The 25,015-nt window shown below is 67.7% G+C and carries 22 protein-coding genes; 11 read left to right on the top strand and 11 right to left on the bottom strand.

Annotation, left to right across the window (positions count from 1 at the left end; genetic code table 11):
• Window positions 1-44 precede the first annotated feature (44 nt).
• The 4 genes from AC07PE_RS24535 to AC07PE_RS24520 all read left to right on the top strand — a co-directional run bounded on the left by AC07PE_RS24535 (window position 45) and on the right by AC07PE_RS24520 (window position 3,632).
• Window positions 45-506: an OsmC family protein gene (locus tag AC07PE_RS24535; protein WP_498769436.1), complete on the top strand. Its 462-nt coding sequence runs from the start codon at window positions 45-47 to the stop codon at window positions 504-506.
• On the top strand, window positions 506-1,036 hold the full coding sequence (locus tag AC07PE_RS24530; RefSeq protein WP_498769434.1) for an FMN-binding negative transcriptional regulator: 531 nt from the start codon (window positions 506-508) through the stop codon (window positions 1,034-1,036). Before AC07PE_RS24535 ends, AC07PE_RS24530 begins: the two co-directional genes overlap by 1 nt.
• Window positions 1,037-1,218: 182 nt before the next feature.
• Window positions 1,219-2,025: an alpha/beta fold hydrolase gene (locus tag AC07PE_RS24525; RefSeq protein WP_498769432.1), complete on the top strand. Its 807-nt coding sequence runs from the start codon at window positions 1,219-1,221 to the stop codon at window positions 2,023-2,025.
• A 5-nt stretch (window positions 2,026-2,030) separates the two neighbouring features.
• The gene (locus AC07PE_RS24520; RefSeq protein ID WP_498769430.1) at window positions 2,031-3,632 is read left to right on the top strand and encodes a hybrid sensor histidine kinase/response regulator; all 1,602 of its coding nucleotides are present in this window, start codon (window positions 2,031-2,033) and stop codon (window positions 3,630-3,632) included.
• A gap of 131 nt (window positions 3,633-3,763) precedes the next feature.
• Here the strand turns inward: AC07PE_RS24520 and AC07PE_RS24515 are convergent, their stop codons facing one another.
• Window positions 3,764-4,618, bottom strand: coding sequence for a DUF4142 domain-containing protein (locus tag AC07PE_RS24515; protein ID WP_498769428.1), 855 nt, complete (start codon window positions 4,616-4,618; stop codon window positions 3,764-3,766).
• A gap of 163 nt (window positions 4,619-4,781) precedes the next feature.
• Window positions 4,782-6,455 (bottom strand): acid phosphatase, encoded by a 1,674-nt coding sequence (locus tag AC07PE_RS24510; protein WP_498769426.1) that lies wholly within the window; start codon window positions 6,453-6,455, stop codon window positions 4,782-4,784.
• A gap of 205 nt (window positions 6,456-6,660) precedes the next feature.
• Here AC07PE_RS24510 and AC07PE_RS24505 point away from each other — a divergent pair, with 205 nt between their 5' ends.
• Both AC07PE_RS24505 and AC07PE_RS24500 read left to right on the top strand, forming a co-directional pair.
• Window positions 6,661-8,043: a S41 family peptidase gene (locus tag AC07PE_RS24505; RefSeq protein WP_498769424.1), complete on the top strand. Its 1,383-nt coding sequence runs from the start codon at window positions 6,661-6,663 to the stop codon at window positions 8,041-8,043.
• Window positions 8,044-8,217: 174 nt separating this feature from the next.
• Window positions 8,218-8,802: an O-methyltransferase gene (locus AC07PE_RS24500; RefSeq protein ID WP_498769421.1), complete on the top strand. Its 585-nt coding sequence runs from the start codon at window positions 8,218-8,220 to the stop codon at window positions 8,800-8,802.
• Here AC07PE_RS24500 and AC07PE_RS24495 read toward each other — a convergent pair.
• The 5 genes from AC07PE_RS24495 to modA form a co-directional block, all read right to left on the bottom strand.
• Window positions 8,799-10,331 (bottom strand): CYTH and CHAD domain-containing protein, encoded by a 1,533-nt coding sequence (locus AC07PE_RS24495; protein WP_498769419.1) that lies wholly within the window; start codon window positions 10,329-10,331, stop codon window positions 8,799-8,801. The genes AC07PE_RS24500 and AC07PE_RS24495 overlap by 4 nt on opposite strands.
• Before the next feature lie 97 nt (window positions 10,332-10,428).
• Window positions 10,429-11,241, bottom strand: a complete 813-nt coding sequence (locus AC07PE_RS24490; RefSeq protein ID WP_498769417.1) for a TOBE domain-containing protein — start codon at window positions 11,239-11,241, stop codon at window positions 10,429-10,431.
• Window positions 11,238-11,939, bottom strand: a complete 702-nt coding sequence (locus tag AC07PE_RS24485; protein ID WP_498769415.1) for an ABC transporter ATP-binding protein — start codon at window positions 11,937-11,939, stop codon at window positions 11,238-11,240. Before AC07PE_RS24485 ends, AC07PE_RS24490 begins: the two co-directional genes overlap by 4 nt.
• A gap of 8 nt (window positions 11,940-11,947) precedes the next feature.
• Window positions 11,948-12,616: a molybdate ABC transporter permease subunit gene (gene modB / locus AC07PE_RS24480; RefSeq protein WP_498769413.1), complete on the bottom strand. Its 669-nt coding sequence runs from the start codon at window positions 12,614-12,616 to the stop codon at window positions 11,948-11,950.
• A gap of 2 nt (window positions 12,617-12,618) precedes the next feature.
• Window positions 12,619-13,377: a molybdate ABC transporter substrate-binding protein gene (gene modA, locus AC07PE_RS24475; RefSeq protein WP_498769411.1), complete on the bottom strand. Its 759-nt coding sequence runs from the start codon at window positions 13,375-13,377 to the stop codon at window positions 12,619-12,621.
• 204 nt (window positions 13,378-13,581) lie between these two features.
• Here modA and AC07PE_RS24470 point away from each other — a divergent pair, with 204 nt between their 5' ends.
• The 4 genes from AC07PE_RS24470 (at window position 13,582) to AC07PE_RS24455 (ending at window position 18,942) form a co-directional block, all read left to right on the top strand.
• On the top strand, window positions 13,582-14,274 hold the full coding sequence (locus AC07PE_RS24470; RefSeq protein WP_498769407.1) for a DUF6345 domain-containing protein: 693 nt from the start codon (window positions 13,582-13,584) through the stop codon (window positions 14,272-14,274).
• Between the two features lie 2 nt (window positions 14,275-14,276).
• The gene (locus AC07PE_RS24465; RefSeq protein ID WP_498769404.1) at window positions 14,277-15,206 is read left to right on the top strand and encodes a hypothetical protein; all 930 of its coding nucleotides are present in this window, start codon (window positions 14,277-14,279) and stop codon (window positions 15,204-15,206) included.
• Window positions 15,207-15,470: 264 nt separating this feature from the next.
• Window positions 15,471-17,990: a TonB-dependent receptor plug domain-containing protein gene (locus tag AC07PE_RS24460; protein WP_498769402.1), complete on the top strand. Its 2,520-nt coding sequence runs from the start codon at window positions 15,471-15,473 to the stop codon at window positions 17,988-17,990.
• A 181-nt stretch (window positions 17,991-18,171) separates the two neighbouring features.
• Window positions 18,172-18,942, top strand: coding sequence for a PEP-CTERM sorting domain-containing protein (locus AC07PE_RS24455; protein WP_498769399.1), 771 nt, complete (start codon window positions 18,172-18,174; stop codon window positions 18,940-18,942).
• Between the two features lie 14 nt (window positions 18,943-18,956).
• Here AC07PE_RS24455 and AC07PE_RS24450 read toward each other — a convergent pair whose 3' ends face one another.
• The 4 genes from AC07PE_RS24450 to AC07PE_RS24435 all read right to left on the bottom strand — a co-directional run bounded on the left by AC07PE_RS24450 (window position 18,957) and on the right by AC07PE_RS24435 (window position 23,475).
• The gene (locus AC07PE_RS24450) at window positions 18,957-19,895 is read right to left on the bottom strand and encodes a hydroxymethylglutaryl-CoA lyase (RefSeq protein ID WP_498769397.1); all 939 of its coding nucleotides are present in this window, start codon (window positions 19,893-19,895) and stop codon (window positions 18,957-18,959) included.
• Entirely contained in the window at window positions 19,892-21,088 is a 1,197-nt protein-coding gene (locus AC07PE_RS24445; RefSeq protein ID WP_498769395.1) for a CaiB/BaiF CoA transferase family protein, read from the bottom strand. The genes AC07PE_RS24450 and AC07PE_RS24445 overlap by 4 nt, the downstream gene beginning before the upstream one ends.
• Before the next feature lie 12 nt (window positions 21,089-21,100).
• Window positions 21,101-22,438: an MFS transporter gene (locus AC07PE_RS24440; protein ID WP_498769392.1), complete on the bottom strand. Its 1,338-nt coding sequence runs from the start codon at window positions 22,436-22,438 to the stop codon at window positions 21,101-21,103.
• 134 nt (window positions 22,439-22,572) lie between these two features.
• On the bottom strand, window positions 22,573-23,475 hold the full coding sequence (locus AC07PE_RS24435) for a LysR family transcriptional regulator (protein ID WP_498769390.1): 903 nt from the start codon (window positions 23,473-23,475) through the stop codon (window positions 22,573-22,575).
• 159 nt (window positions 23,476-23,634) lie between these two features.
• Here AC07PE_RS24435 and cysS point away from each other — a divergent pair, with 159 nt between their 5' ends.
• The gene (gene cysS, locus AC07PE_RS24430) at window positions 23,635-25,011 is read left to right on the top strand and encodes a cysteine--tRNA ligase (protein WP_498769388.1); all 1,377 of its coding nucleotides are present in this window, start codon (window positions 23,635-23,637) and stop codon (window positions 25,009-25,011) included.
• The last annotated feature ends 4 nt before the right edge of the window (window positions 25,012-25,015 follow it).

Here is a 25,015-nt window from a genome sequence, read left to right as displayed (position 1 = left end):
ATTGGCTATTCCGGCAAGCCACTGGCAAGCCTATGATGGCCCCCATGAAAACCTTCGACGCCAGTCTTTCCTGGGAACGCGGCGCCCAGCCCTTTACCGATCAAGCCTACAGCCGCGCGCACAGCTGGCAGTTCGACGGCGGCCTCTCGGTGCCGGCCTCGTCCTCGCCTTTGTCGGTGCCGCTGCCGATGTCCGATCCCGCCGCCGTCGATCCGGAAGAGGCGCTGGTGGCGGCCGCGAGCAGCTGCCACATGCTGTTCTTCCTGTCGCTGGCGGCGGCGCGCGGCCTGGTGGTCGACAGCTACCGCGACCAGGCCACCGGCTACCTCGACGCCGACGAGCAGGGCCGGCTGGCGATCGTCCGCATCGTGCTGCGGCCGCAAATCGCTTTCGCGGGACAGGCGCCGGACGCCGATGTGCTGGCCCGGCTGCACCATGAAGCCCATGCGCGCTGCTACATCGCCAGTTCGCTGCGTGGCGAGGTGGTAGTCGAAGGAGGCGTCTGATGTACCTGCCCGCCCGCTTCGCCGAGGAGCGCCTGGACGTCCTGCACGGCCTGATCGAAGCCCACCCGCTGGGCGCCCTGGTGCGGCTGGACGAAGACGGCCTGGCCGCCGACCACATCCCCTTCGAGCTGGTGCCGCCATCGGACGATGCGCCGCAGGGCCTGCTGCGCGCCCACGTGGCGCGCGCCAATCCCCTGTGGCGCCAGGACGGCGCGGCGGTGCTGGCGATCTTCCAGGGCCCGTCCGGCTATGTCTCGCCCGAGCGCTACGACCTGCAGGCCATCGGCGGGCGCGCGGTGCCGACCTGGAATTACGCCGTCGTGCATGCGCACGGCCGCTTGCGCGTGATCGACGATGTGGAATGGCTGCTGGCCCACATGCGCCGGGCGACCCGCCGGCAGGAAGCTGCGCACGGCCACGGCTGGTCGGTCGACGACGCGCCGCGCGACTATATAGACAAGCTGGTGCGGGCGACGGTGGGCATCGAGATCGCCATCGGGCGCCTGCAAGGCAAGTGGAAGGCCAGCTAGAAACCTGGTGCGTAAGTACGGGCGCGCATGACCCATGCAGCTGGCATAAGCTCCTGGCAGCTGCATTTTGTACTAGACATGGCGCCGGATTGCGGCGCACAATGGGACCGCTTTTTTATTACACGGCTGCAATTCCCATTTAACAGAAATCCTTTCTGCCGCCGGGGCAAATGGAGGGAGTCATGTCCGTACAGATCCGCCACCACGTCCACACCACCGGTGAAGGCGCGGCGACCATGGTGTTCATCCATGGCTTCGGCTGCGACCAGACCATGTGGCGTTTCCTGGCGCCTGCCTATGAAGACCGCTTCCGCGTCCTCACCTGGGACCTGGCCGGCTGCGGCCAGTCCGACCTGTCCGCCTACGACCGCAACAAATACGCCAGCCTGCACGGCCACGCCGCCGACCTGCTCGAAGTCGTCGATGCCGCCGCCGGCGCCGGGCCGGTGGTGCTGGTCGGGCATTCGGTGGGCGCCACCATCGGCATGCTGGCCGCGATCGAAGCCCCGCAACGCTTCGCGGCCCAGATCATGGTCGGCCCCTCGCCCTGCTACATCAACGACGGCGACTACGTGGGCGGCTTCAACCGCGAGGACATCGACGGCCTGCTCGACACCATGGACGCCAACTACCTCGGCTGGTCGCGCAAGGTGGCGCCGATGATCATGGGCGCGCCCAACCAGCCGGCGCTGGGCGAGGAACTGGTCGACCGCTTCTGCCGCAACGATCCCGAGATCGCGCGCCACTTCGCGCGCGTGACCTTCTATTCCGACCACCGCGCCGACGTCCCGCGCTCGCAGGTGCCGGCCCTGATCCTGCAGTGCAGCGACGACCTGATCGCGCCGCGCCAGGTCGGCGACTGGCTGCAGCGCCACCTGCCGCGCAGCACCCTGCGCGTGATCCGCAACGTTGGCCACTGTCCGCACATGAGCGCGCCCACCGAAAGCTCGCGCGTCATCGACGGCTTCCTTGCGCAGGTCCTGCGCTGAGCGTCGTGGACACCCTGCTGCCCGACGCCGACGCGCTGTTCGAACAGGCCGCCTGCGGCCTGCTGCTGACCGATGCCGACGGCCTGATCCTGCGCGCCAACGCCACCCTGCGCGGCTGGCTCGGCTACGAGGAAGACGAGCTGGCCGGCAAGCTGCGCATGTTCGAGCTGCTGCCCATGGGCGCGCGCCTGTTCCACCATACCCACTGCATGCCCATGCTGCAGGACCGCGGCATGGTGGCCGAGATCCAGGTCGACCTCTGCCACCGGGACGGCCGGCACCTGCCGGTGCTGGTCAACATCGTGCGCAGCCTGCAGGCCGGCCAGGTGGTCGACCAGTGGGCGGTGTTCCAGTCGGCCGACCGCCACGCCTACGAACGCGAGCTGCTGGCGGCGCGCAGGACGGCCGAGGCGGCGCTGGAGGCGCACGAGCGCGCCGAAGCGCGGCTGCAAGTCCTGAATGCCCAGCTGTCGGCGGCCGACCGCCGCAAGGACGAGTTCCTGGCCACGCTCTCGCACGAGCTGCGCAATCCGCTGGCGCCGATGCGCAACGCGCTCGACGTCATGCAGCTGCTCGATAACCGCAGCGACGGCCGCGCCCCGGATGGCCGCCTGCTGCAGGCCTTCGACCGCCAGCTGCGCCACCTGACCCACCTGGTCGACGACCTGATGGAAGTCTCGCGCATCACGCAGGGACGCATGCAGCTGCGCCGCGCACCGGTCGAGCTGGGGCCGCTGGTCCAGGGCGCGGTGCAGGACCTGTCCGGCGCCCTGCGCAACGCGCGCCATACCCTGCGCCTGGACATCGCCGGGCCGCCGCTGATGGTCGACGGCGACGCCACGCGGCTGTCGCAGGTGGTCGTCAACCTGCTCAACAACGCCATCAAGTACACGCCGGACGGCGGCGTCATCGAACTGCGCCTGTGCGGCCGGCTCGGCTTCGCCGAACTGAAGGTGCGCGATTCCGGGATCGGCATCCCGGCGTCGAACCTGGAAAGCGTGTTCGACATGTTCTCGCAGCTGGAACCGGCGCTCGACCGCGCCAAGGGCGGCCTGGGGATCGGCCTGGCGCTGGTGCGCGGCATCGTCGAGCTGCACGGCGGCGGCATCCAGGCGGCCAGCGCGGGACCGGGCCTGGGCAGCGAATTCACGGTGCGCCTGCCGCTGCTGGCGACGGCGTCGTGCGCGGCGGACGCGCCCGAGGGCCAGGATGCGCAGGCCGGCAGCCCAGAGATGCCCGAGGCGATGCGCGTGCTGGTGGTCGACGACAACCCGGATGCCGCCGAGGCGCTGGCGATGGCGCTGGGGATGTACGGCTGCGACACGCGGATGGCGCACACGGCCCAGTCGGCGCTGGCGCTCACGCCGAGCTTCGGCCCGGATGCGGTGCTGTTGGATATCGGCCTGCCCGACCTGAACGGCTACGAACTGGCGCGCCGCCTGCGCAGCCTGCCCGGCGGCGCAGGCATGACCGTGATCGCGACGACGGGCTGGGGCCAGGACAAGGACCGGCAACGCGCCTTCGAGGCGGGCTGCGATCATCATCTGACCAAGCCGATCGATGTGGAGAGGTTGCGGGGATTGCTGGTGCAGAGAAGCTGCGCTTGAGGGACAGCTTACGCTGAACAAGGTCATCCCCGCGCAGGCGGGGATCCATACTGAGCGTCCTTAGCCAGCTCAGCATGGAGGAAAGAGCCTGGGGGGCTCTTTCCGCTTTCGCGGCAACGACGTGTATGGGCTTACTTGCCGGCAGCCGTACCCGACTTAGCCGACGGCATCTGCTCCGCCGACTTCAGGTGCTGCGCCACGACCGGCTCGGTCTTTTCCACCAGGGCCTTCACGTCCGCATCCTTGGCCTTCTTGGCAGCGGCCATCAGCTTGCTGTGGACGGTCTTGTGGTCCTGCACGCCGGCCTGCTTCATGTAGGCCTTGTCGAAGTCGGCGCCGCTCATCTTTTCGAGCTTGGCGGCCATGGCCTTGTGCTTGGCGTCCGGCTCGGTCGGCAGGGTCACGCCGTGCTTCTCGGCCAGGGCCTGCACTTCCTTCAGGTTGGCGGAGTGGTCGTCGATCATCTGCTGGCCGAAGGCCTTCACTTCGGCGCTCTGGCCTTTGCTCTGGGCCAGCTTGCCGCCTTCGATCTCGGCCATGTTGGCCATTGCCATGTCCTTCAGGATGCCGGCGTCACCGCTGCTCAGCTTGGCGCCCGAAGCCGTCGCGCCGGCTGCACCGCTGGCGCCGCTGGAGCGGTGTTCCATGCCCTGGCTGTTGGTGTTGCCGGTCGTGCCATCCTTGGTCGTCTTGCCGGTCATGCCGGCTGCGCTCGAGCTGGAGCCCGACTGGCCGGAGGAGCTGGACCCCATGGCCTTGTCGGCCTTGGTCGCCTGGTTGCCGCGGTTTTCCATGCCGGTGCTGTTGGTGTTGTCCATCGTCCCTTCCTTGGTCGTCTTGCCGGCCTGGTTGGGATTGGTGCTGCTGGTGCCGGTCTGGGACGGGCTGGAGCTGACAGCGGTCTGGGCATGCACGCCGAAGGCGCTGAACATGGCGGCCACGGCCGAAACGGCCAACAGCCCTTTCAAGGTTTTATTCTTCTGCATATCGCTCTCCTGATCTCTTATGGTGAAGTTTGGGCCGTGTTCAAATGACAACGGTAGGCCCAGAGTGTATCGCCGTGTTTAGCGGTACAGCGCGCGTTAGCCGTCAGGAAATTATTCGAAAAAAAGCGGCCTCAAGAGGCCGCTTGCAGAGGGTCTGAAGCGCTCAGCGGAAACTGAGCGTGGCCGTCAGATCGCCCGGCGGACGGGCGCCGCGCGCTTCGAAGGCCGCGTTGCGCGCGGCCAGGCCCTCCAGCAGCGGCAGGCCGTGCAGGCGGGTCAGGAAGCGCAGGACCGAGGTCGTGTCGTAGAAGTTGTGGTCGACCGCGCCCTTCCTGGCGAAGGGCGACACCACGATCGCCGGGATGCGCGAACCCGGGCCCCAGCGGTCGCCCTTGGGCGGCGCCACGTGGTCCCACCAGCCGCCGTTCTCGTCGAAAGTGATCACGACCACCATGTTCTTCCACTGCGGCGACTTCTTCAGGTGCTCGATCACGTTGGCCACGTGGGCGTCGCCCGATTCGATGTCCGAGTAGCCGGCATGCAGGTTCAGGTTGCCCTGCGGCTTGTAGAAGCTGACCGCCGGCAGGCGGCCCGCCACCACGTCGGCGATGAACTTGTTCGAGATCGGGCTGTCGCCCAGGCCGCCATCGCGGATGTGGCGTTCACGCGCGGCGGTGCCCGGCGCGAACTGCTTGAAGTAATTGAAGGGCTGGTGGTGGTGCTGGAAGTTCGGGCGCGAGCCTTCGCCGCGGCCGTCCAGCGCTGCCTGCCAGGCGCCGCCGTACCAGGCCCAGCTGACGGAACGCGCGGACAGCAGGTCGCCGATGGTGTCGTAGCTTTGCGGCGGCAGCACGGACGGGTCCATCGGGTCGGCCATGCTTGCATCGCCGCCCGGCGCCGGGCGCACCCAGCTCGGCTGGTAAGGCGGGGCCATGGTGTTGACCGCGTAGCCGTCCGGCGTGATGGGGCCGTTGTTGACGAAGTGCGGCTTGCCTTCCAGCGCAGACTTCGGCGAGTCCGGCGTCACCGCCAGGCGCACGCCCTGCGGCCCGTCTTCCAGCACCGCGATCTTTTTCTTCGCCGGGGTCTCGGCCGCGTTGAAGAATTCCGGCGTGCGGCCGCTGATCAGGAACTGGTGGTTCAGGTAGGAGCCGCCGAAGGCCGCCATGAAGAAGTTGTCGCACAGCGTGAACTCGCGCGCGATCTGATACAGGCCCAGGTTCTTCGGGGTCTCGCCGTAATGGCCCATCACCAGCGCGCCGCTGTCGCCCCAGGCGACGAAGCCGTCGTTCTTGCCGCCGTTGATCTGCATCTGGTTGTGATAAAAATTGTGCACCAGGTCGCGCGTGACCAGGCCTTCCGGCAGCGGCTTGCCCTGCGCGTCGCTCAGTTTGAACGGGGCGTTCGGCAGGTGCTGGATGTCGTCTTCCTTGATGAGGTAATCCTTGCCGCCCAGGTTCTGGCGCGCCGGCACCATGCCGCCCCAGATCTTCGGCAGTTCCCGCAGCACGCTGCCGTCGCGGTCTTTCTGCGCGGCCGCCGCCGCGGGCAGCTCGGCCAGCGGCTGGGCCAGGCCCGGGAAGTCCGCGAACAGGTTGTTGAAGCTGCGGTTCTCGAGATAGATCACGACCACGTTCTTGACGTGCTCCTTGAGCTTGGCGTCGAGCGAGCCCTTGATGACTTTGGCGGCCTTCGGATGGGCCGTCGCTGCTTCACTGGCGGCCGGCAGCGTGGTCGACAGGCCGACCGCGGCGGCAGCCTGGAAGATCTTGCGGCGCGAAGGATTGGCGGGCGGGCCGGCTTCCGGCTGTTCCTGGTCGTGATGCTTTTCTTGCACGAGGCTCTCCTGGACGGGGCGGCTGACGGGGCCGCCAAAACGCTGATTATCGGCGTTTTTTTCCAGGTGGAAAAGATTTACACGGCAATATCAGCTATATGCGTGGCCATGCTTCCATGCATGACCCGCCTTTACCTCGTTTTACGGCCGCCCTACACCGGTTAACACCTGAACAAGCCAGAATGGTCCGCGAAAGGAGTGCACGATGACGAAACGAAGATGGATGGCGGGCGTGGCAGCGTTCTGGCTGGCCATGGCCCCGGCGGCCAGGGCGCAGGACGAGGCGGTGACCATACCGCGCGCCAAGATGGAAAAGCTGCTTGAAACCTATGCCCTCATCAAGCGCAACTATGTGTCCCAGGCCGACGACGGCAAGCTGTTCGAGGGCGCGATCGCCGGCATGCTGGCCTCGCTCGACGCCCATTCCGAATACATGAACAAGGACGCGATGCGCGAGATCGATCGCGAAAACACCGGCAGCTATGTCGGCATCGGCATCGAAGTCGAAGACGACCATGGAAGGCTGCGCGTGGTCGCCACGACCCCGCAGGGGCCCGCCGACAGGGCCGGCATCCAGGCCGGCGACCTGCTGGTCTCGATCGACGGTGCGCCGGTCGCCGGCTTGCAGTCGAGCGAGGCCGCCAGGCGCATGAATGGAGCCGCAGGCTCGGCGGTGGCGGTCGGCACCGCGCGCCGCGGCAAGCTGCGTACCCTGCGCATCGTGCGCGAGGCGATGCACAACGACACGGTGCGCATGAGCATGACGGCAGCGGGTGTCCCCTGGATCCGTATCTCGGAATTCGGCAGCGCCACCGGCGCCGACCTGGCGGCCATCCTGAAGAAGCTCGATGCCCAGGGCGCGCCGCGCGGGCTCGTGCTCGACCTGCGCAACGATGGCGGCGGGCTGGTGTCGGCGGCGGTGGCGGTGGGCGGCGCCTTCCTGCCTGCGGGCGCGACGATGTTCACGGCGCGCGGCAGGGACGCCAGTGCCGAAGCCAAGGTGACCGTCGACCAGCGCTACTACCGCGAAGCGAACAGCGCCGACGTGCTCGCCGGCCTGCCGGCCTGGACCCGCACGGTGCCGCTGACGGTGCTGGTGAACGGCGCCTCGGCCTCGGCGGCGGAACTGCTGGCGGGCGCGCTGCAGGACAACCACCGCGCAACCATCGTCGGCAGCCAGACCTTCGGCAAGGGCTCGATCCAGTCCGTCATTCCGCTGGACGAGGACGCCGGCATCAAGTTCACGGTCGCGCGCTACTTCACGCCGGCCGGGCACGAGATCCAGGCGCGCGGCGTCACGCCCGACCTCGTGGTGCGCCCAGGCGGCAGCGCCGACGACGAACTGCAGCTGCGCGAATCGGACCTGGCCAAGCACCTGGCGCCCACCCAGGACACGCCCGGCGATGCGGCGCAACGCGCGGTACCGGAAAGCACCCGCATGTTCGGCACCCGCGACGACAAGGCGCTGCAGGCGGCGGTCGGGCTGCTGGTCCCCAATGCCAGGCCGGGCGCGGCGCTGGCCGGCATGCTGCGCAAGTGGACCTCGGTGGCCAAGGGCGCGGCGACCGGCGCCGGCGGCGCGCCATAAGCGGAGGCGCGTCAAATCCCTGTCATATTCCAGGCTCAGAATAGACATCGCTCCTAGGGAAAAGAGCACGGCAGCCCAGCTGCCCTACCGGCGCCGGCGGTCGGGAAATATACCGGCACCAATTCAGCAAAGCGTGCTCCGATGTGGCAAGATGAATCCACAAAGGAGAACGTCTTGGACAACAAGCTGCACACCCTGCTCGCCGAGCTGGCGGCCTTCGGCGACGCCCACGACGGCGACGCCGCCAACCGCGCCACCCGCATGCTCAACATCACGCCCGACACCGGCGACTTCCTGGCGGTGCTGGTCAAGGCGATGCGCGCGCGCCATGTCCTCGAAATCGGCACCTCGAACGGCTATTCGACCTTGTGGCTGGCCGATGCCGTGGCCAGCATCGACGGCGATGTCACGACAATCGAGATGTCGCCGCAGAAGATCGCGATGGCGAGACAGAATTTCGAACGCGGCGGACTGGAAGACCGCATCAGCCAGCTCGAAGGCGACGCCGGCGGCCACCTGGCGAAATTCGGGGATGGGGAATTCGACCTGGTCTTCCTGGATTCCCAGCGCAGCGCCTACCTGGACTGGTGGCCGGACCTGAAGCGCATCTTGCGCGGCGGCGGCCTGCTGGTGGTCGACAACGCCACCTCGCACGCGGAAGAGATGGCTGCCTTCACCGAGGCCGTGCGCGCAGACGGAGAATTCACCACCAGCCTGGTTCCGGTCGGCAAAGGCGAATTCCTCGCCGTAAAAGCTTAAAAACCCGCCCTTGCCCGCAGCTTGCGCCGCACATGCTTGCCGGCGCGCGGCAGCGTATCGGCGGCGCGTTCGGCCAGCACCCCTTCGATGAAGCCGAGCAGCGCGCTCTCCTGCGGCACGCGCTCGCGCAGCTGGCCGACCAGTTCGCGCGCCACCACGCCGTCGTTCAGCAGGCCCAGTTCGTCCTGCATCCCGGTCAGCATGTCGTGGCGGCGCGCTTCCTTCTTGCCCGCAGTTTTCCCATGCGTGAGGGCCTCGAAGAACTCGCGCGCATAGCGCTCCTTCTTGGCGGCGATCCGCACCCGGTGCAGGGTTTCGGGATGCTGCAGGTCGACGCCGCGGGCGCGCTTGCGCACGCGCGCCGCAGCGTGCCGCACCAGGGTCGGCGCGGTCTTGCTCACCTTCCGCTCCAGAGCGGCGACAGGCGGGCCCTCGGCGCGCCAGCCTTCGCCGGCGATCCAGGCGCCCAGGCCCAGCATCAGGCCCGTATAGCGCGGGCTGCCGACCGCTGCGCGCACGCGGGCGCGGTGCCGCTCCGCCTCTTCACGCGCGGCCACCTCGACGCGCGCCAGCGCCGGCTTGTGCTGGTCCGGCACCGGCAGGCCGGGCAGCAGCGAGTCGATGAAGACGTCCCAGTTGCGGGCGTCGCCGAGCTCCCCCGCCAGCCATTCGACGTCGCCGGCCAAGGGTTCCGGCAGCTGCACCATGTCCCTGACCATCGCCATCGCGGCACGCAGGCGGCGCAGGCCGACCCGCATCTGGTGCAGGCTCTCGACCTCGCCCGCCAGCACGCCCTGTTCGTTGGCCTGCATCTGCTCCAGGCAGTTGCGCAGGATGCCGGCCAGCGCCTCGCCCATGCTGGCCTTGCGCTTCAGCGCCACCGCGGTCGCCTTGACGGCGCGCGGGGCGACGGAACCGGCCATCGCATAGCCGCGCTCGGCCTTGCTGACGTTCTCGATCCGCACCGGCACCGCCTCGTGGACCTGGCGCGCCAGGTCGTACAGGCGGGCCGGATCGCCTTCCTTCATCTCGAGTTCCAGCTCGCGCACCGGCAGCGCGCGGTCGCCGCGCTGCAGCTCGCCCGTGTCCAGCGCGCATTCGACCTTCACGCCATCCGCCAGGTCCAGCACCCAGGCGGCGCGCTTGACCTTGTTGACGAAGACCGGCTCGAGCGCCGCGGCGTGCGCGCTGAATTTCTTCGCCAGCGCCGGCAGGGCCTCGCGCAACTGGCGCGCGAACAGCTCGCGGTCGGGCTCATCCGAGCTGACCTCCCCTTCCAGCTCGACGCGCTGGTGCAGGCCGGCGACGACCGTGCCGCCGCCCTTCAGCGTCTGCACGTGGCGCGTGCCTTCGCTGCGCACGCGCAGGGCGAAGCCGTGCTGCCACAGCGTGAAATCGGCGGTGTCGAAATAGCGGTCGACGTGTTCGTGCTCCACCGGCTTGGCGGCGCCGGGCGGGCGCAGGAGCGGCAGCTTCTTGATCTGGTTGACGCTGGCGGTGTCCAGGGCCAGCTTGATTTCGCATTCCATTGCATCTCCTTTGAACATCGTCACTGTAGCGCTTCCCGCGCGAGGCGGGCACACGGGTCGCCGCGCCATGCTAGCGGCGCGATGTGACACGATGATGTCAGGCCGGCACGCCGACGATGACGCTGGACGCTTTAAAAATGGCCGCTGCTTGCCCGCCGACGGCCAGGCCCATGCTCTCGCTGCTTTCGCGGGTGACGATGGCCGCCACCGAGCCGCCGCCCGCCAGGTCGATCACGACTTCGGTGTTGACCGCCCCCGGCTCGACGCGGGCGATGGTGCCGGCCAGGCGGTTGCGCGCCGAATAGCGGGCCTGGTCGTCGCCGCTCACCAGGATGATGGACGAGGACTTGACCAGCGCAAAGGCTTCCGCGCCCACCTGCAGACCCAGGTTGTCGACGCTCTCGTGCGTCACGATGGCGACGATGGCGTGGCCGCCCGCGACTTCCAGCGTGATCTCGTCGTTGACGGCGCCGCGCTTGAGCTGCGTGACTTTCCCCAGGAACTGGTTGCGTGCGCTGGTTCTCATGCTCATCTTCCTGACCAATAGATAATCGTCGGCGATGCCGTCCGCGTGCTCGCTCAGGCGTTTGACGAAATTACGGTGCTCACGTTCGATCAGCGCGAAGTTCGCGACCAGCTGCGCGCCGCGCGCGGTCAGGCGCGTGCCGCCGCCGCCCTTGCCGCCGGCCAGGCGCTCCACCAGCGGCTCGCCCGCCAGGTTGTTCATCGCATCGATGGCGTCCCAGGCCGCCTTGTAGCTCATCCGGATGGCCTTGGCCGCCTGGGTGATCGAGCCGCATTCGGCGATCTTCGCCAGCAGCGCAATCCTGCCCGGGCCGCCGAGGTTCTCGCCGCCGACCGTCATCCAGATTTCGCCATCCAGGCCGATGCCCATATTGTCCGCTGTCATGCCGTCCCCGTTCCTGCGATGCGGAAGCCGGCGCCCGGATCGAGCCGGCCGTCGCGCAGGTCGAGCACGTGGTCGCCGAACACCGCGGCATCCTCCGGATCGTGGGTAATGAGAACCATCGGCACCTGCAGGCGGTGCTGCAGCTCTTTCAGCTCGGTGCGCATGCGGGCGCGCAGGACCGGGTCGAGGGCGGCGAAAGGCTCGTCCAGCAGCAGCGCGCGCGGCTGCGTCACCAGGGCGCGCGCCAGGGCCGTGCGCTGCTTCTGCCCGCCCGACAGCTCGTGCGGATACTGGTCCGCCACCTGGCCCAGCTGGAAGGCCTCGAGCCAGTAGTCGACCTGCGCGTGCGCGTGGTGGCGCCGTGGATTCAACCAGCCGCGCACCAGCGGAAAGGCGATGTTCTGGCGCACGCTCAGGTGCGGGAACAGCGCATAGTCCTGGAACACGTAAGCCAGTTCGCGCCGTTGCGGCGCCAGGTCGATGCCTTGAACCGCATCGAACAGCACGTGCTCGTCGATGCGAATGTGGCCGGCGTCGGGACGCAGCAGGCCGGCGATGGCTTTCAAGGTCAGGCTCTTGCCGGCGCCGGACGGGCCGAGGATGACGATGCGCTGGCTGTCCGTTTTCAGGCGCACGTCCAGCTGGAAGCTCTGCTTGCCGGCTGCCAGCGTCTTGCGGATGTCGAGATCGAGCAGCATCGCGCCTCCTACCGGCCAACCAGGCGGCCCGGCGCCAGGCGCCCCGCGGTCAGCAGCACGGCGATGCAGACGAAGGAGGTCAGCAGCACCATCAGGTTGGCGCTATCGTCCTGCCCGGCCTGCACGGCTTCGTAGACGGCGATCGACAGGGTCTGCGTCCGGCCGGGAATGCTGCCGGCCACCATCAGGGTCGCGCCGAATTCGCCCAGCGCGCGGGCGAAGCCGAGCAGCACCCCGGCCAGGATGCCGCGCCAGGCCAGCGGCAAGGTCACGCGGAAGAACAGCGCCGCTTCCGACACGCCCAGCACCCGCGCCGCCTGCTCCAGCTGGCCGTCGACGGCCTCGAAGGCGGCGCGCGCCGGCTTGAACACCAGCGGGAAGATGACGATGGCGGCGGCGATCACGGCGCCCTGCCAGGTGAAGATCAGGTTGATGCCGAAGCTGTCGTGCAGCCAGGCGCCGAGCCAGCCGTGGCGGCCGATCAGCACTAGCAGGTAGTAGCCGAGCACCGTCGGCGGCATCACCATCGGCAGGGTGAGCAAGGTGTCGAGCAGCTCACGTCCCGGAAAGCGCTTGCGCGCCAGCAGGAAGCCGACCGCGACGCCGAGCACGATGTCGATCAGCGTGGCGCAGCCCGCGACCTTCAGCGACAGCGCCAGCGCCGACCATGCGTTCATGCTCAAGGCCTGAGGAAGCCGTACTTCGCCAGCACCGCCTGCCCCGCCGGCGACAGCACGTAGTCGACGAAGCTTTTCGCCTCGGCCGCGTTGCTACTGCCGGCGGTGCGCGCGATCGGATAAGCGATGGCAACGTCCAGCGGCACCTCGAACGCGACCTTCACTTTATCCTTCATGACGGCGGCGTCGGTGCCGTAGACGAAGCCGGCATCGACTTCGCCGCGCGCCACGTAGTCGAGCGACTGGCGCACGTTCTGGGTGTTGATGGCCTTGGCGGCGAGGCCGGGCCACAGTTTCGCCGCTTCCAGCGCGTGCTGGGTATAGCGTCCGACGGGGACGCTGGCCGGGTTGCCGATGGCGATCTTCCGTACCGCCGGCTGGCCGAGGTCCTGCAGGCGGGTCAGGCTTTGTTTGCTCTCGAGCGGCACGATCACGACCAGGCTGTTGCGCACGAAGTTGCGGCGCTCGCCGGCGGCGACCAGGTTCTGCTTCTCGGCCAGGTCCATGGTTTCCATGTCGGCGGAGGCGAACACGTCGACCGGCGCGCCCTTGGCCATCTGCTGCAGCAGCGCGCCGGAGGCGCCGAAGTTCAGCAGCACCTTGGTGCCGGCATGCTGGGCTTCGTAGCCCTGGGCGATGTCCTGGAAGGCATTCGTCAGGCTGGCCGCCGCGGAGACGTGCAGGTCGCCGGCCTGGGCCAGGGTGGCCGCCAGGATCATGGCCGCGGCTGCAGCCAGTTTTTTCGGCAAAGAGTTCTGCATGGAAAAGATCCAGTTCGTGGTCAATACCGCAATATACCTGATTATATAACGCTTCGTGGCGCAGCGCTGATGCAGAGCAGACCCATCCAGCGCGCATAGGTCTACCGTACGGATGCGCATCCAGCATGCATTCAAAGGAGATTCCACCATGGCACGTTTCGGTGTCGAGGCAATCCGCTTTTCAACCACGCGCGCGCGGCGAACGTGGACACGGCGGGCGACCTGACCTACACCTTCAACCGAAGTAATGGCCTCGATGCCAGGCTGCGTTCGGCCGGCCACACCCGCGCGTTCTACTGGGCGAACACCAACGTGTTCGAGACCGACCTGCGCGACAGCGACCGTGGCGGCGGCGACCGCAACTGGGCCGACGACGTCGACCTGTTCTGGATCGAGACCCACGGCAACCACGACGAAGCCGGCCACGCGGTGCTGCTGTACGACACCCCGGCCACCGAGTGGTACGCCAACTCGTCCAACTGGCAGCTGGGCGAGGACTGGAACAACGAATGGGTGATGGCCTATTCCTGCGACACCGCCGCCCTGCCCACCATCGCCGGCCTGTGGAACATCTTCGCGCGCATGCACATCTACTGCGGCGCCTGGGACCTGATGTGGGACGGCATCACCACCGACGAATGCGGCGAGGACGTCGGCGACAACCTGATCTCCGGGGACACCGTCTCGCGCGCCTGGCACGACGGCGTCTCGGACTGGTGGGTCGACAACCACCCGGTCACGGTCTGCGTGGGCGATGCCGACACCTGGAACGACGGCGACATCCGTTGGGAGCGCAGCACGATCAACCGCGATCACCTGTGGGGCCACGGCAACGTGGACCCGGACCTGGCGCCTGCCCGGCAGGCCTGCCTGCTGTGGTACTGGACGGAGGGCTAATCATGGACGTGCACACCCTGGCGGCATCGCTGCTCGAAGCGGACTCGCAACAACCCCCAACGCAGGCCGACGTGCTGCTGCTGCAGCAGCTCTCGCGCGAACAGCTGCAGGCGCGCAGCCGCCGCTTCGTCAGCATGCTGCGCGAGCAGGACGGCTGCCCGCAGATCGATGCCGGCAGCTGGAAGCAGAGCGGCGAGCATACCGTCATCCACCTGGCCGGCGGCGCCCGCGCGGTGCTGTACCACGCGTCCGGCGCGCTGCGCTATGTCTCCGGCTTGGCGCCGGCATCGAAGCCCTTCGCCCGCGGCACCGGACAGGAAGCGCTGCTGCGCCTGGTGCAGGAACGCGCCCTCAAGCTGCAGCTGGCCGAGTGGGCCGGCGCCAAGGGCGAGCTGCGCTTCGAGCACCTGTTCCGCACCCTGGGCCGCGGCGCCGACCGCGCCGGCCGGCAGTCGGAAGCGACGCTGTTCCGCGCGATCGGCGCCTACCGGCAGTTCATCGGCGGCATCCCGGTGCTGGGCGCCGCCTCCGCCGCGGTGCAGGTGGCCGGCGACGGCCAGCTCGACACCCTGGCCATCCTGACCCGTCCCGGCAACGGCGAAGTGCTGGAACGGGCCGCGCTGATCGATCCGCGCGCCGGCGCCCGCCAGCTCCTGCTGCAGCTGTCGGCCCTGCTCGGCCAGCGCGAGATTCCCTCGGATACGGTCGAATCGGCGACGATGCAGTTCGGCTACCTGGACCTGGGCAAGCGCAAGCCCCAGCGCGTGCTGGCCCCGGCCTACGTGGCGAAGATCGTGCTGCGCCATCGTCAGGTGCGCCAGGCCTACGTGCTCGCGGTGGCGGCGACCGAGCGGCCCTACATCGACATTCCGGTGTATGGCAGCGAGGCGGTGGTGACGCGCGGCAGGACGGATGTGGGAAGGTGCAGGTGAGCGGCCCGGCGAGATGTGAAAATCTCGCCAAATGTCACAATTGCGGATGAGCTCGCCATTCCGGGCGCAAGCCGGGAATGGCGCAGTTCTCTCTAAGAATAGCCGAGTTCTGCATGGCTATACAAGTAATATTGGCTTATTGGCACATAACTACAACATATACGCCGTTAACAATTGTCCATATCCTGCCGACCTCGCTAGACTGGACCGGGCGCGCCACACCGGCGCCGCCGGCACCCGAACAATATCAACGAGAGACACAGGATGAGAAAACAGACTGCATTGCCCTGCTTTACCCGCACCCTCCTCGCTTCTTCCCTGCTGCTGGCCTTTGCGCCGGCCTGGGCCCAGGACACCGCCACCGAACAGACCACCCAGCAGCCCGCCCAGGAAGCCACCGAACAGGCTGCGCCGCAGGCCAGCGACAAAGGTATGAGCTCGGTGGTGGTGCTCGGCTCGCGCGGCGCGGCCCGTACGGCGCTCGATGCCTCGGCGCCGGTCGGCCTGATCAGCGCCAAGGACATGCAGATGGCGGGACCGCTGGAACTCGGCAAGCTGATGCAGACGCTCGACCCATCCTTCAACTTCTCCTCGACCTTCATCAGCGACGGCACCGACATCATCCGCCCGGCGACCCTGCGTTCGCTGGGCCCGGACCAGCTGCTGGTGCTGGTCAACGGCAAGCGCCGTCACCAGCAGGCGCTGGTCAACGTGCAGCAGACCATCGGCCGCGGTTCGGCCGGCACCGACATCAACGCGATCCCGATGTCGGCCATCCAGCGCATCGAGGTGCTGCGCGACGGCGCCGCGGCGCAGTATGGTTCCGATGCCATCGCCGGCGTAATCAACATCGTGCTGAAGCAGCAGACCAATGAAACCCAGCTGTCGGGCACCGTCGGCGGCACCAGCGAAGGCGGCGGCCAGCTGTATTCCGGCAGCGCCAACAAGGGCTGGGCGATCGGCGACGGCGGCTACGTCAACCTGACCGTCGAAGGCCGCCACCGCGGCGAGACCAACCGCGCCGGCGTCGACACCCTGCGCGTCAATCCGCCGCGCGTCACCCAGCGCATCGGCGACAGCCTGGCCAAGGACAAGTACTTCTGGTGGAACGCGGCGCTGCCGGTGGCCGAAGGCGCCGAGTTCTACAGCTTCGGCGGCATCTCGCACCGCACCGGCGATTCGGCCGGCTTCTTCCGCTCCACCGGCGACGGCCGCAACGTGCCTTCGGTGTACCCGAACGGCTTCCTGCCGAACATCCGCACCACCGTGAAGGACGAGTCGCTGGCGGTGGGCTACCGCCGTGACCTGGCGGACCAGTGGAAGTTCGACGTCTCGCTGAACCATGGCCGCAGCGAGCTCGATTTCCACGAAAAGGAAACCATCAACATCAGCTACTGGTACGAGCCGAAACCGGGCGGCGGCATCTACGCGCAGTCGCCGTTCGAGGCCGATACCGGCAAGCTGCATTTCAAGCAGACCACCGTCAACGCCGACCTGCGCGGCCCGCTGAACCTTGGCGGCCGCGAGGTCTCCTTCGCCACCGGCTTCGAGTACCGCCGCGACGGTTACGCCATCGACGCCGGCGACCCAGTCTCCTACCAGTACGGCCGTACCAACAACCCGGCCATCGTGATCCGCGACCAGACCGGCGGCGTCGCCGCTTCCGGCACCCAGGGCTTCCCGGGCTATACGCCATCCACCGCGGTCGACGACAGCCGCCACAACATCGCGCTGTACGCCGACCTCGAACACAAGCTGACCAGCGAGCTGCTGCTGGGCGCAGCCGTGCGCTGGGAAAAATACTCGGACTTCGGCAGCACCACCACCGGTAAACTCAGCCTGCGCTACGATCCGTCGAAAACCGTGGGCGTGCGCGGCACCCTGTCGACCGGCTTCCGCGCGCCCAGTGTGCAGCAGAAGTTCTACAGCTCGGTCTCGACCAACCTGAACGCGGCCGGCGTGCTGACCGAGACCCTGACCGCGCGCGAAGGCAGCGCCGTCACCAAGGCCTTCGGCATTCCGAACCTGAAGGAAGAGAAGTCGAAGAACGCCAGCATCGGCCTGGTGTTGCGCCCGGCCTCGAACTTCTCGCTGACCGCCGACCTGTGGGGCATCAACATCGACGACCGTATCGTGTTCTCGTCGAACATCGCGCCGGAATCGGGCGCCTGCGCCACCGCCGCCGCCTGCCCGATCAAGGCCATCCTCGATCCGCTGAAGGTGGGCCAGGCGCAGTTCTTTACCAACGCCATCGACACCGAAACGCGCGGCCTGGACATCGTGGCCGAGCACACCACGCGCTGGCCGGGTTCCACGCTGGTGCTGTCCGGCCAGCTGGACTTCAACCGCACCAAGGTGGCGGGCCGCCACTCCGATTCGCCGGTGCTGAGCGGCACCCAGCTGTTCGACGATTCGCAGGTGACCCTGATCGAACGCGGCCAGCCGCGCCAGCACCACGTGCTGTCGGCCGACTACACCACCGGCGCCTGGAACGGCAACGTGCGCGCCAACTACTACGGCGAAGTGCAGGGCCAGGGCTTCACTGCACCCTTCGTGCAGACCTGGGACGCCAAGTGGATCGTCGACGCCACGCTGCGCTACAACTTCAGCAAGGCGGCCAGCGTGACGGTCGGTGCGAACAACCTGTTCAACACCTTCCCGACCAAGTGGGATCCGGTCAAGGCCGCCCCCTTCCCGCAGCTGGGCTTCACCTACTGCTGGGAGACCTGCCCGTTCGGCATCAACGGCCGCTCGTGGTATGCGCGGGTGGACGTGGCGCTGTAATTCTGCGCGATGCAGACCGGCGCTTGCAGCCGGTCTGCATTTTTGTCGAAAAATCTTACATGGCGCGTGACAACAAGCTTGATCTCCTAGCTAATCAATTGATTTTTAAGGAAAATATGAGCATGGCACGATTGTTGCTATAATTCAATTATCGTTAGTATTGAATTATTAAAGGATCATCATGCATATCGAACTCAAACAAGCAGCCGCTGCGCTGCTGGCAATGTCGGCAATCGCCTCGGCACACGCCACCGTCGTGACGGTCACGCCCGGCTCGACCTCGTGGGTGAACCCGGCCAGCGAAAATGCCAACGGCGGCAGCAGCACTATTACCGACACCAAGGCACGCTCGGGCAACGGCTCGCTGGAAATGACGGGCGACCGTACCCGCATGTTCGGCCTCGGCAATCCCTACTCGGCCGCCAGCAACCTCGGCCTGCTGGACCAGCTGAGCCGGCTGACCTTCGACTGGGCAATCGCCCAATCCGGCACCGCCTACAACCCCGACTACACTCCGGCCCTGCGCGTGACGGTGTTCGACAAGGGCGTGCGTAGCGAACTGGTGTGGGAAGGCGCGTACAACGGCACCTACGGCCATACCACGCTTGGCGCCTGGAATAGCACCGGTGTCAATGACCTGTTCTGGCGCAATGTGTCTGGCCAGGGTGTCACGCTCAACAACGGCAGCCAGGTGAACATGTCCCTGTCGGCCTGGGAAGCCAGCAATTACTACAGCGACGCTGCCTATATCTCCGGATTCAGCGTCGGTGTCGGCAGCGGCGCCAGCAAGGACTACCTTGCGTTTGCCGACAACATCACCATCGACCTGAAAGGCGTGTCGACCACCTACAACTTCGAGACCGCCGACGTGCCGGAACCGGGTTCGTTGGCCCTGCTGGCCCTAGGCCTGGCAGGCGCCGCGGCGGCACGCCGCAAGCGCGTCGAGAAGTAAGCCTGTTTGACCTCTCAGACCGCCGGCGCCGGGTGCAGATCCAGGCGCCGGCCGGCCTTGAGGATCTGGCTCGGCAGGGCGTGGCCGAGCAAGGCTTCCAGCTCGTGGGCGGCCAGCAGCAGCTGGCCCAGGTCCACGCCGGTGTCGTAGCCCATCAGTTCCAGTGCGTGCACGATCTCTTCGGTGCACACGTTGCCGGTGGCGCCGGGCGCGTAGGGGCAGCCGCCGATGCCGCCCAGCGAGGCGTCGAAGCGCTCGGCGCCGGCGTCGATCCCGGCCAGCACATTCGCCAGGCCCATCCCGCGCGTGTTGTGGAAGTGCAGGGTCAGTTCCAATGCCGGCCAGCGCCCACGCACTTTTTCGGTAAGCTCGCGCACCTGGCTCGGATAGGCCATGCCGGTGGTATCGCACAGGGTGATGCCCTGCACCTGCAATTCGTCGACAAAGCGTTCGCACCAGTCCAGCACCGCCTGCTGCGCCACATCTCCCTCCATCGGGCAGCCGAAGCTGCAGGACAGCGAGACGTTCACTTTGACGCCATGGCTGTGCGCCAGCGCCGCCACGTCCTTCAAGCCTGCAAAAGACTGCGCGCGCGTCATGCGCAGGTTGCTCAGGTTGTGGCTTTCGCTGGCCGACATCACCAGGTTCATCTCGTCGACGCGGGCGGCAATCGCACGCTCGGCGCCGCGCAGGTTGGGCACCAGGGCGCTGTAGACCACGCCCGGCTGGCGCGCTATGCCGCCGAAGACCTCGACCGCATCGGCCAGCACCGGCACCGCTTTCGGCGAGACGAAGGAGCTCACTTCCAGCTTGGCCAGGCCCGCCTTCGACAGCGCATCGGCCAGGGCGATCTTGTCCGCGGTCGGCACGAAGCGGACTTCCGCCTGCAGGCCGTCGCGCAAGCCGACTTCCTGGATATGGATGCGGCGGCCATGCCCGCTCCAGGCGCTCATGCCACCACCTTGCGTTCGCGCAGCGCCACGATCTGCTCTTCGGTGAGGCCGATCTCGCGTAGCACAGCATCGGTATCCTCGCCCAGGCGCGGGGCGGCCGAGCGCACCGCGCCGGGTGTGCCCATCAGCTTGGGCACGATGCCCGGCACCTCGACCTCGTAGCCCTCGCGGGTCTGCTGGGTCACGATCATGTCGCGCGCCCGATAGTGCGGGTCATCAAAGATGTCCTGCGCGGTATAGACCTTGCCCGCCGGGACCTTGGCCTCGCCCAGCGCCGCCAGCACCTCGGCCACGCTGCGTTGCAGGGTCCAGGCTTCGATCGCGGCATCCAGCTCGGCCACGCGCTTCACGCGGCCGGCGTTGTCCGCCAGGTCCGGCGCCTCGGCCAGGTCGGCGCGGCCGATCGCCAGCATGAGGCGCTTGAAGATGCTGTCGCCATTGCCGGCCACCAGCACGTAGCCGTCGCCGCAGCGGTAGGCGTTGGACGGCGCGATGCCCGGCAGCGCACTGCCCGCCGCCTCGCGCACGGCGCCGAACGCGCTGTACTCGGGGATCAGGCTTTCCATCACGTTGAACACCGCTTCGTGCAGGGCGACGTCGATCACCTGGCCTTTGCCGCCATTGACCTTGCGGTGATACAGCGCGGTCAGCACGCCGATGGTCCCGTGCAAGGCCGCCAGGGTGTCGCCGATCGAGATCCCGCAGCGCACCGGCACCCGTCCCGGTTCGCCGGTCAGGTGGCGCAGGCCGCCCATCGCCTCGCCGATCGCGCCGAAGCCCGGCAGGTCGCGGTAAGGGCCGGTCTGGCCGTAGCCGGAAATGCGCAGCATGACCAGGCCCGGGTTCAGTTCGGACAGCAGCTCATAACCCATGCCCCAGCTTTCCAGGGTGCCGGGCCGGAAGTTCTCGACCAGCACGTCGGCTTCCGCGATCAGCTTGCGCGCGATCTCCTGGCCTTCGCTGCTGCGCAGGTCGAGCGCCACCGAGCGTTTGTTGCGCGACTGGACCTGCCACCAGACCGAGGTGCCGTCCTTCATCATGCGCCAGTTGCGCAGCGGGTCGCCCGCGCCCGGCGCCTCGATTTTGATGACGTCGGCGCCGAATTCGCCCAGGGTCTTGCCGGCGAAGGGACCGGCGATCAGTTGCCCCATCTCGATCACGCGCACGCCTTGTAATGCCTGATGCGTTGTCATGGTCTACCCTCTTCAATTGTCGGAATGTTCGCGCTGGCGCAGCTGCTGCGGCAGGCCGAAGGCCAGCACCGCCGCGCACACCAGGCTGAGAAGCGCGATCGCATACAGCGCCGGCGTGGTGCTGCCGGTGAGGTCCTTGATGCGTCCCACCATCACCGGGCTGACGATGCCGCCGAGCTGGCCCAGCGTATTGATCAGCGCGATGCCGCCCGCCGCGCCGGCGCCGGTCACCAGCTTGGGCGGCAGCGCCCAGAAGGCCGGGATCGAGGCGACCACGCCGGCGCCCATCACGGCCAGCGCCGCCAGCAGCATGCCCGGCCGGTGGTCGAACAGGCCGGCGCAGCAGAAGCCGATGGCGCCCAGCACGACCAGGCCGATCACGAACTTGCGGCGCTCGCCGCTGGCGTCCGACAGGCGGCCCACCGCCACCATCGCGATCGCGCCGCACAGGTAGGGCACGGCGGTGAGCAGGCCGATCATGGTCGGGTTGGTGGTGCCTGCGCTGCGGATCATGTGCGGCGCCCAGAAATTCAGGCCGTAGGAACTCACCTGGATCAGGAAGTAGACCAGGCCCAGGGTCAGGAAACCGGGCGTCTTGAGCGCACCCAGCAGCGAATGGTTGCCGATATGGCGGTTCTGCTCGGCGATGCGCGCCGCCAGCAGGCTGCGCTCCTGGGGCGCCAGCCAGGTCGCGTCCTCGACCCGGTCCTTCAGCGTCAGGTAGACCACGGCGCCGAGCAGGATGCAGGGCAGGCCGCCGACCAGGAACAGCCAGTGCCAGCCGGCCATGCCGAGCGCGCCGTCCATGTGCCCCAGCACCAGGCCGGCGGCCGGCGCCCCGACCAGGCCGGAGAAGGCCGAGGCCAGGAACAGCATCGAGGTGATGCGGCCGCGGAAGGCGGTCGGGAACCACAGGGTCAGGAAATACAGCACGCCGGGCGCGAAGCCGGCCTCCATGGCGCCGATGAGGAAGCGCAGCGCATAGAACTGCCACTCGGTCTGCACCAGCGCCATCAGGGCGGTGGCGATGCCCCAGGAAACCATGATGCGGGCGATCCAGCGCCGTGCGCCGACCTTGTACAGCATCATGTTACTCGGCACTTCGAACAGCACGTAGCCGACCGAGAACAGGCCGGCGCCGAGGCCGTAGGCGGTGTCGGACAGCGACAGGCTGCTCTGCAGCGCGAACTTGGCGAAGCTGATGTTGATGCGGTCGAAGAAGGCGAACAGGTAGCAGATCATGATCAGGGGCATGATGCGCCATGCGACCTTGTTCACGATCCGCGCCAGTTCCGGGCTGGCGGTGGTGGCGGCGCTTGCCGTGCCGCGCCCCGATAGGGTCTTGTCCATGAATGTCTCCGTGTGAATGCCGGTTGCGACGTTCTACGACGTCATGCTGGAATTCTGGCACCGGCCATGCATGGATAGAAGCGCAAAGGCATGAAGCCAGCTTTCGTGGATCGCGAAAGCTCGCATCGCGCTGCTCAGGCTTGCTGGGGCTGCGCCAGGTGCTCGACCAGCTGGCGCGCGTGGCGCGGCAAGCTCTCGAGGTCGCGCACGCCGATCAGCAGCTGGCGCCGCGCCCAGGCATCCTGCAGCGGAATCTGGCGCAGGTCGAGCGAGCGCACCAGCGCGCGCACGGCGTCGGCCGGCAGCACGGCCACGCCCAGGCCGGCGGCCACCATCTGGCACATGGCGTCGAAGCTGCGCACCTGAATGCGAAGCTTCAGGCGCCGTCCCATGGCCTCGGTCTCGGCCTCCAGGCGGCGCGCCAGCGAGGTGCCCTGCGACAGGCTGACGAAATCGTAGTCGACGGCCTCGTCGAAGGCCAGCGCGCGGCGCCGCGCCAGCGGGTGCCTGGCCGGCACCACCAGCACCAGCCGGTCCTCCCGATACGGCATCAGCTGCAGCCCGAGGGCCGGCGTGCGGTCGGCAAAGATGCCGATGTCGGCCCTCCCCTCCAGCACGCCGAGCACGATTTCGCTGCTGTTCAGTTCTTCGAGTTCGATCCGGATCGCCGGATTGGCGGGCGAAAAGGCGGCAATATCCGCCGGCAGGAACTGGGTGATGGCGGAAGTGTTCGCCCACAGCCGCGCCACGCCGACGATGCCGCTGGCGTGATCGTGCAGCTCGGCCGCCAGCAGGTTGACGTCGCCCAGGATGCGCTGCGCATGGCGCGCCAGCGCGTCGCCGGCGGCGGTGGTGCGCACGCCGCGCGCATGGCGTTCCAGCAGCGCGGTGCCGACCGCCGCTTCGAGGTCCGAGATGCGCTTGCTGGCGGCGCCGACCGCCAGGTGGGCCGCCTCCGCGCCCTTGCTGATGCTGCCCGAGCGGACGATGTGGCTGAACAGGGACAGAGAGACGAGGTCGAGACGGTGCAGGTTCATGGCGACATGCTACACTCATCCCATGTTGAAACGCCTCTTCCAAACTGGAGCATGTCACGGCTGGCCTTAGAAGCTAGCCGATCGCGTTTTCACATCCATAGTTTCCAAAGGCCGCACGAGAACTCTTCTCCTGCGGCCTTTGTCATTTCCGGAGCCCCGATGAGCCTGACCTTGTACGACACCTACGAGCGCCGCCTGCGCCCCTTCGACGCCCTGCATCCCGGCCGCGCCGGCCTGTACGCCTGCGGCCCGACCGTCTACGACTACGCCCACATCGGCAACCTGCGCACCTATCTGTTCGGCGACACCCTGCGCCGCGTGCTGCAGCTGAACGGGGTCGAGGTCAAGCACGTCGTCAACATCACCGACGTCGGCCACCTGACTTCGGACGCCGATTCCGGTGAAGACAAGATGGAAAAGGGCAGCCGGCGCACCGGCCGCACGGCCTGGGACATCGCCGCCTTCTATACCGAGGCATTCCAGCGCGACCTCGAGCGCCTGCGCATCCTGCCGCCCACCATCTGGGCGCGCGCCACCGACCACATCCCCGAGCAGATCGCCTTCATCGCCGACATCGAACGCCAGGGATTTGCGTATCGCCTGGCTGACGGCATCTACTTCGACACCGCGCGCCTGGAACGCTACGGCCACCTGGCGCGGCTCGACATCGCGGGCCTGCGCGCCGGCCACCGCGTCGAGCTGGGCGACAAGCGCTCGCCGACCGACTTCGCGCTGTGGAAGTTCAGTGGCGACGAACGACGGCAGATGGAATGGGACAGCCCCTGGGGCCGCGGCTTCCCCGGCTGGCACATCGAATGCTCGGCCATGTCGACCCGCTACCTGGGCGCGCTGTTCGACATCCACATCGGCGGCGAGGACCACGTGCCGGTGCACCACTCGAACGAGATCGCCCAGCACGAGGCTTGCCATGGACATCCGCCGGCGCGCTACTGGCTGCACGGGTCCTTCCTGCGGCTGGCGGACAGCGAGAAGATGTCGAAGTCGGATGGGAGTTTTATCCGCCTGGAGACGCTGCTCGAACGTGGCTTCGATCCGCTGGCTTACCGCTATCTGGTGCTGACAGCACACTATCGGTCGAAACTGGTGTTCTCGTGGGCGGCCCTGGAGGCAGCGCAGACGGCCCTGGGGCGTTTGCGGCTTGCCTATCACCGGCTGCCGGCCGGCGGCGCGCCCGATCCGGCTTATCGGGAAAAGATGCTGGCGGAGCTGAACGAGGACCTGAATACGCCGCGGGCGCTGGCGCTGGCGTGGGAGCTGCTGAAGTCCGGGCTGCCCGGCGCCGTGCAGAAGGCGACGCTGGGCTGGCTGGACGAAGTGCTCGGGCTTGGGCTGGATGCGTGGCGGCCCGCGGAGCGCGCCTTGCCAGACGCGGTGCGTGCGCTGGTCGAGGCCCGCCAGCAGGCCCGCCTCGACAAACGCTGGGCCGACGCCGACGCCTTACGGGCTCAGATCGAAGCGGCGGGTTTCAGCGTGCGCGATACGGCGGCGGGGCCGGTGGCGGCGCCGGCAGGATGAACTG

The organism is Telluria sp. GW821-FHT07G12, assembly GCF_059418525.1.
Note: the sequence above shows the minus strand (reverse complement) of the source record. Positions and strands in the feature narration are given on the sequence as shown.

What these genes read in the sequence shown, in the direction of transcription:
- AC07PE_RS24535 (WP_498769436.1), top strand. Translation starts at nt 45, where the DNA reads ATGAAAACCTTCGACGCCAGTCTTTCCTGGGAACGCGGCGCCCAGCCC.
- AC07PE_RS24530 (WP_498769434.1), top strand. Translation starts at nt 506, where the DNA reads ATGTACCTGCCCGCCCGCTTCGCCGAGGAGCGCCTGGACGTCCTGCAC.
- AC07PE_RS24525 (WP_498769432.1), top strand. Translation starts at nt 1,219, where the DNA reads ATGTCCGTACAGATCCGCCACCACGTCCACACCACCGGTGAAGGCGCG.
- AC07PE_RS24515 (WP_498769428.1), bottom strand. Translation starts at nt 4,618, where the DNA reads ATGCAGAAGAATAAAACCTTGAAAGGGCTGTTGGCCGTTTCGGCCGTG.
- AC07PE_RS24505 (WP_498769424.1), top strand. Translation starts at nt 6,661, where the DNA reads ATGACGAAACGAAGATGGATGGCGGGCGTGGCAGCGTTCTGGCTGGCC.
- AC07PE_RS24495 (WP_498769419.1), bottom strand. Translation starts at nt 10,331, where the DNA reads ATGGAATGCGAAATCAAGCTGGCCCTGGACACCGCCAGCGTCAACCAG.
- AC07PE_RS24490 (WP_498769417.1), bottom strand. Translation starts at nt 11,241, where the DNA reads ATGACAGCGGACAATATGGGCATCGGCCTGGATGGCGAAATCTGGATG.
- AC07PE_RS24485 (WP_498769415.1), bottom strand. Translation starts at nt 11,939, where the DNA reads ATGCTGCTCGATCTCGACATCCGCAAGACGCTGGCAGCCGGCAAGCAG.
- modB (WP_498769413.1), bottom strand. Translation starts at nt 12,616, where the DNA reads ATGAACGCATGGTCGGCGCTGGCGCTGTCGCTGAAGGTCGCGGGCTGC.
- modA (WP_498769411.1), bottom strand. Translation starts at nt 13,377, where the DNA reads ATGCAGAACTCTTTGCCGAAAAAACTGGCTGCAGCCGCGGCCATGATC.
- AC07PE_RS24465 (WP_498769404.1), top strand. Translation starts at nt 14,277, where the DNA reads ATGGACGTGCACACCCTGGCGGCATCGCTGCTCGAAGCGGACTCGCAA.
- AC07PE_RS24460 (WP_498769402.1), top strand. Translation starts at nt 15,471, where the DNA reads ATGAGAAAACAGACTGCATTGCCCTGCTTTACCCGCACCCTCCTCGCT.
- AC07PE_RS24455 (WP_498769399.1), top strand. Translation starts at nt 18,172, where the DNA reads ATGCATATCGAACTCAAACAAGCAGCCGCTGCGCTGCTGGCAATGTCG.
- AC07PE_RS24450 (WP_498769397.1), bottom strand. Translation starts at nt 19,895, where the DNA reads ATGAGCGCCTGGAGCGGGCATGGCCGCCGCATCCATATCCAGGAAGTC.
- AC07PE_RS24445 (WP_498769395.1), bottom strand. Translation starts at nt 21,088, where the DNA reads ATGACAACGCATCAGGCATTACAAGGCGTGCGCGTGATCGAGATGGGG.
- AC07PE_RS24440 (WP_498769392.1), bottom strand. Translation starts at nt 22,438, where the DNA reads ATGGACAAGACCCTATCGGGGCGCGGCACGGCAAGCGCCGCCACCACC.
- AC07PE_RS24435 (WP_498769390.1), bottom strand. Translation starts at nt 23,475, where the DNA reads ATGAACCTGCACCGTCTCGACCTCGTCTCTCTGTCCCTGTTCAGCCAC.
- cysS (WP_498769388.1), top strand. Translation starts at nt 23,635, where the DNA reads ATGAGCCTGACCTTGTACGACACCTACGAGCGCCGCCTGCGCCCCTTC.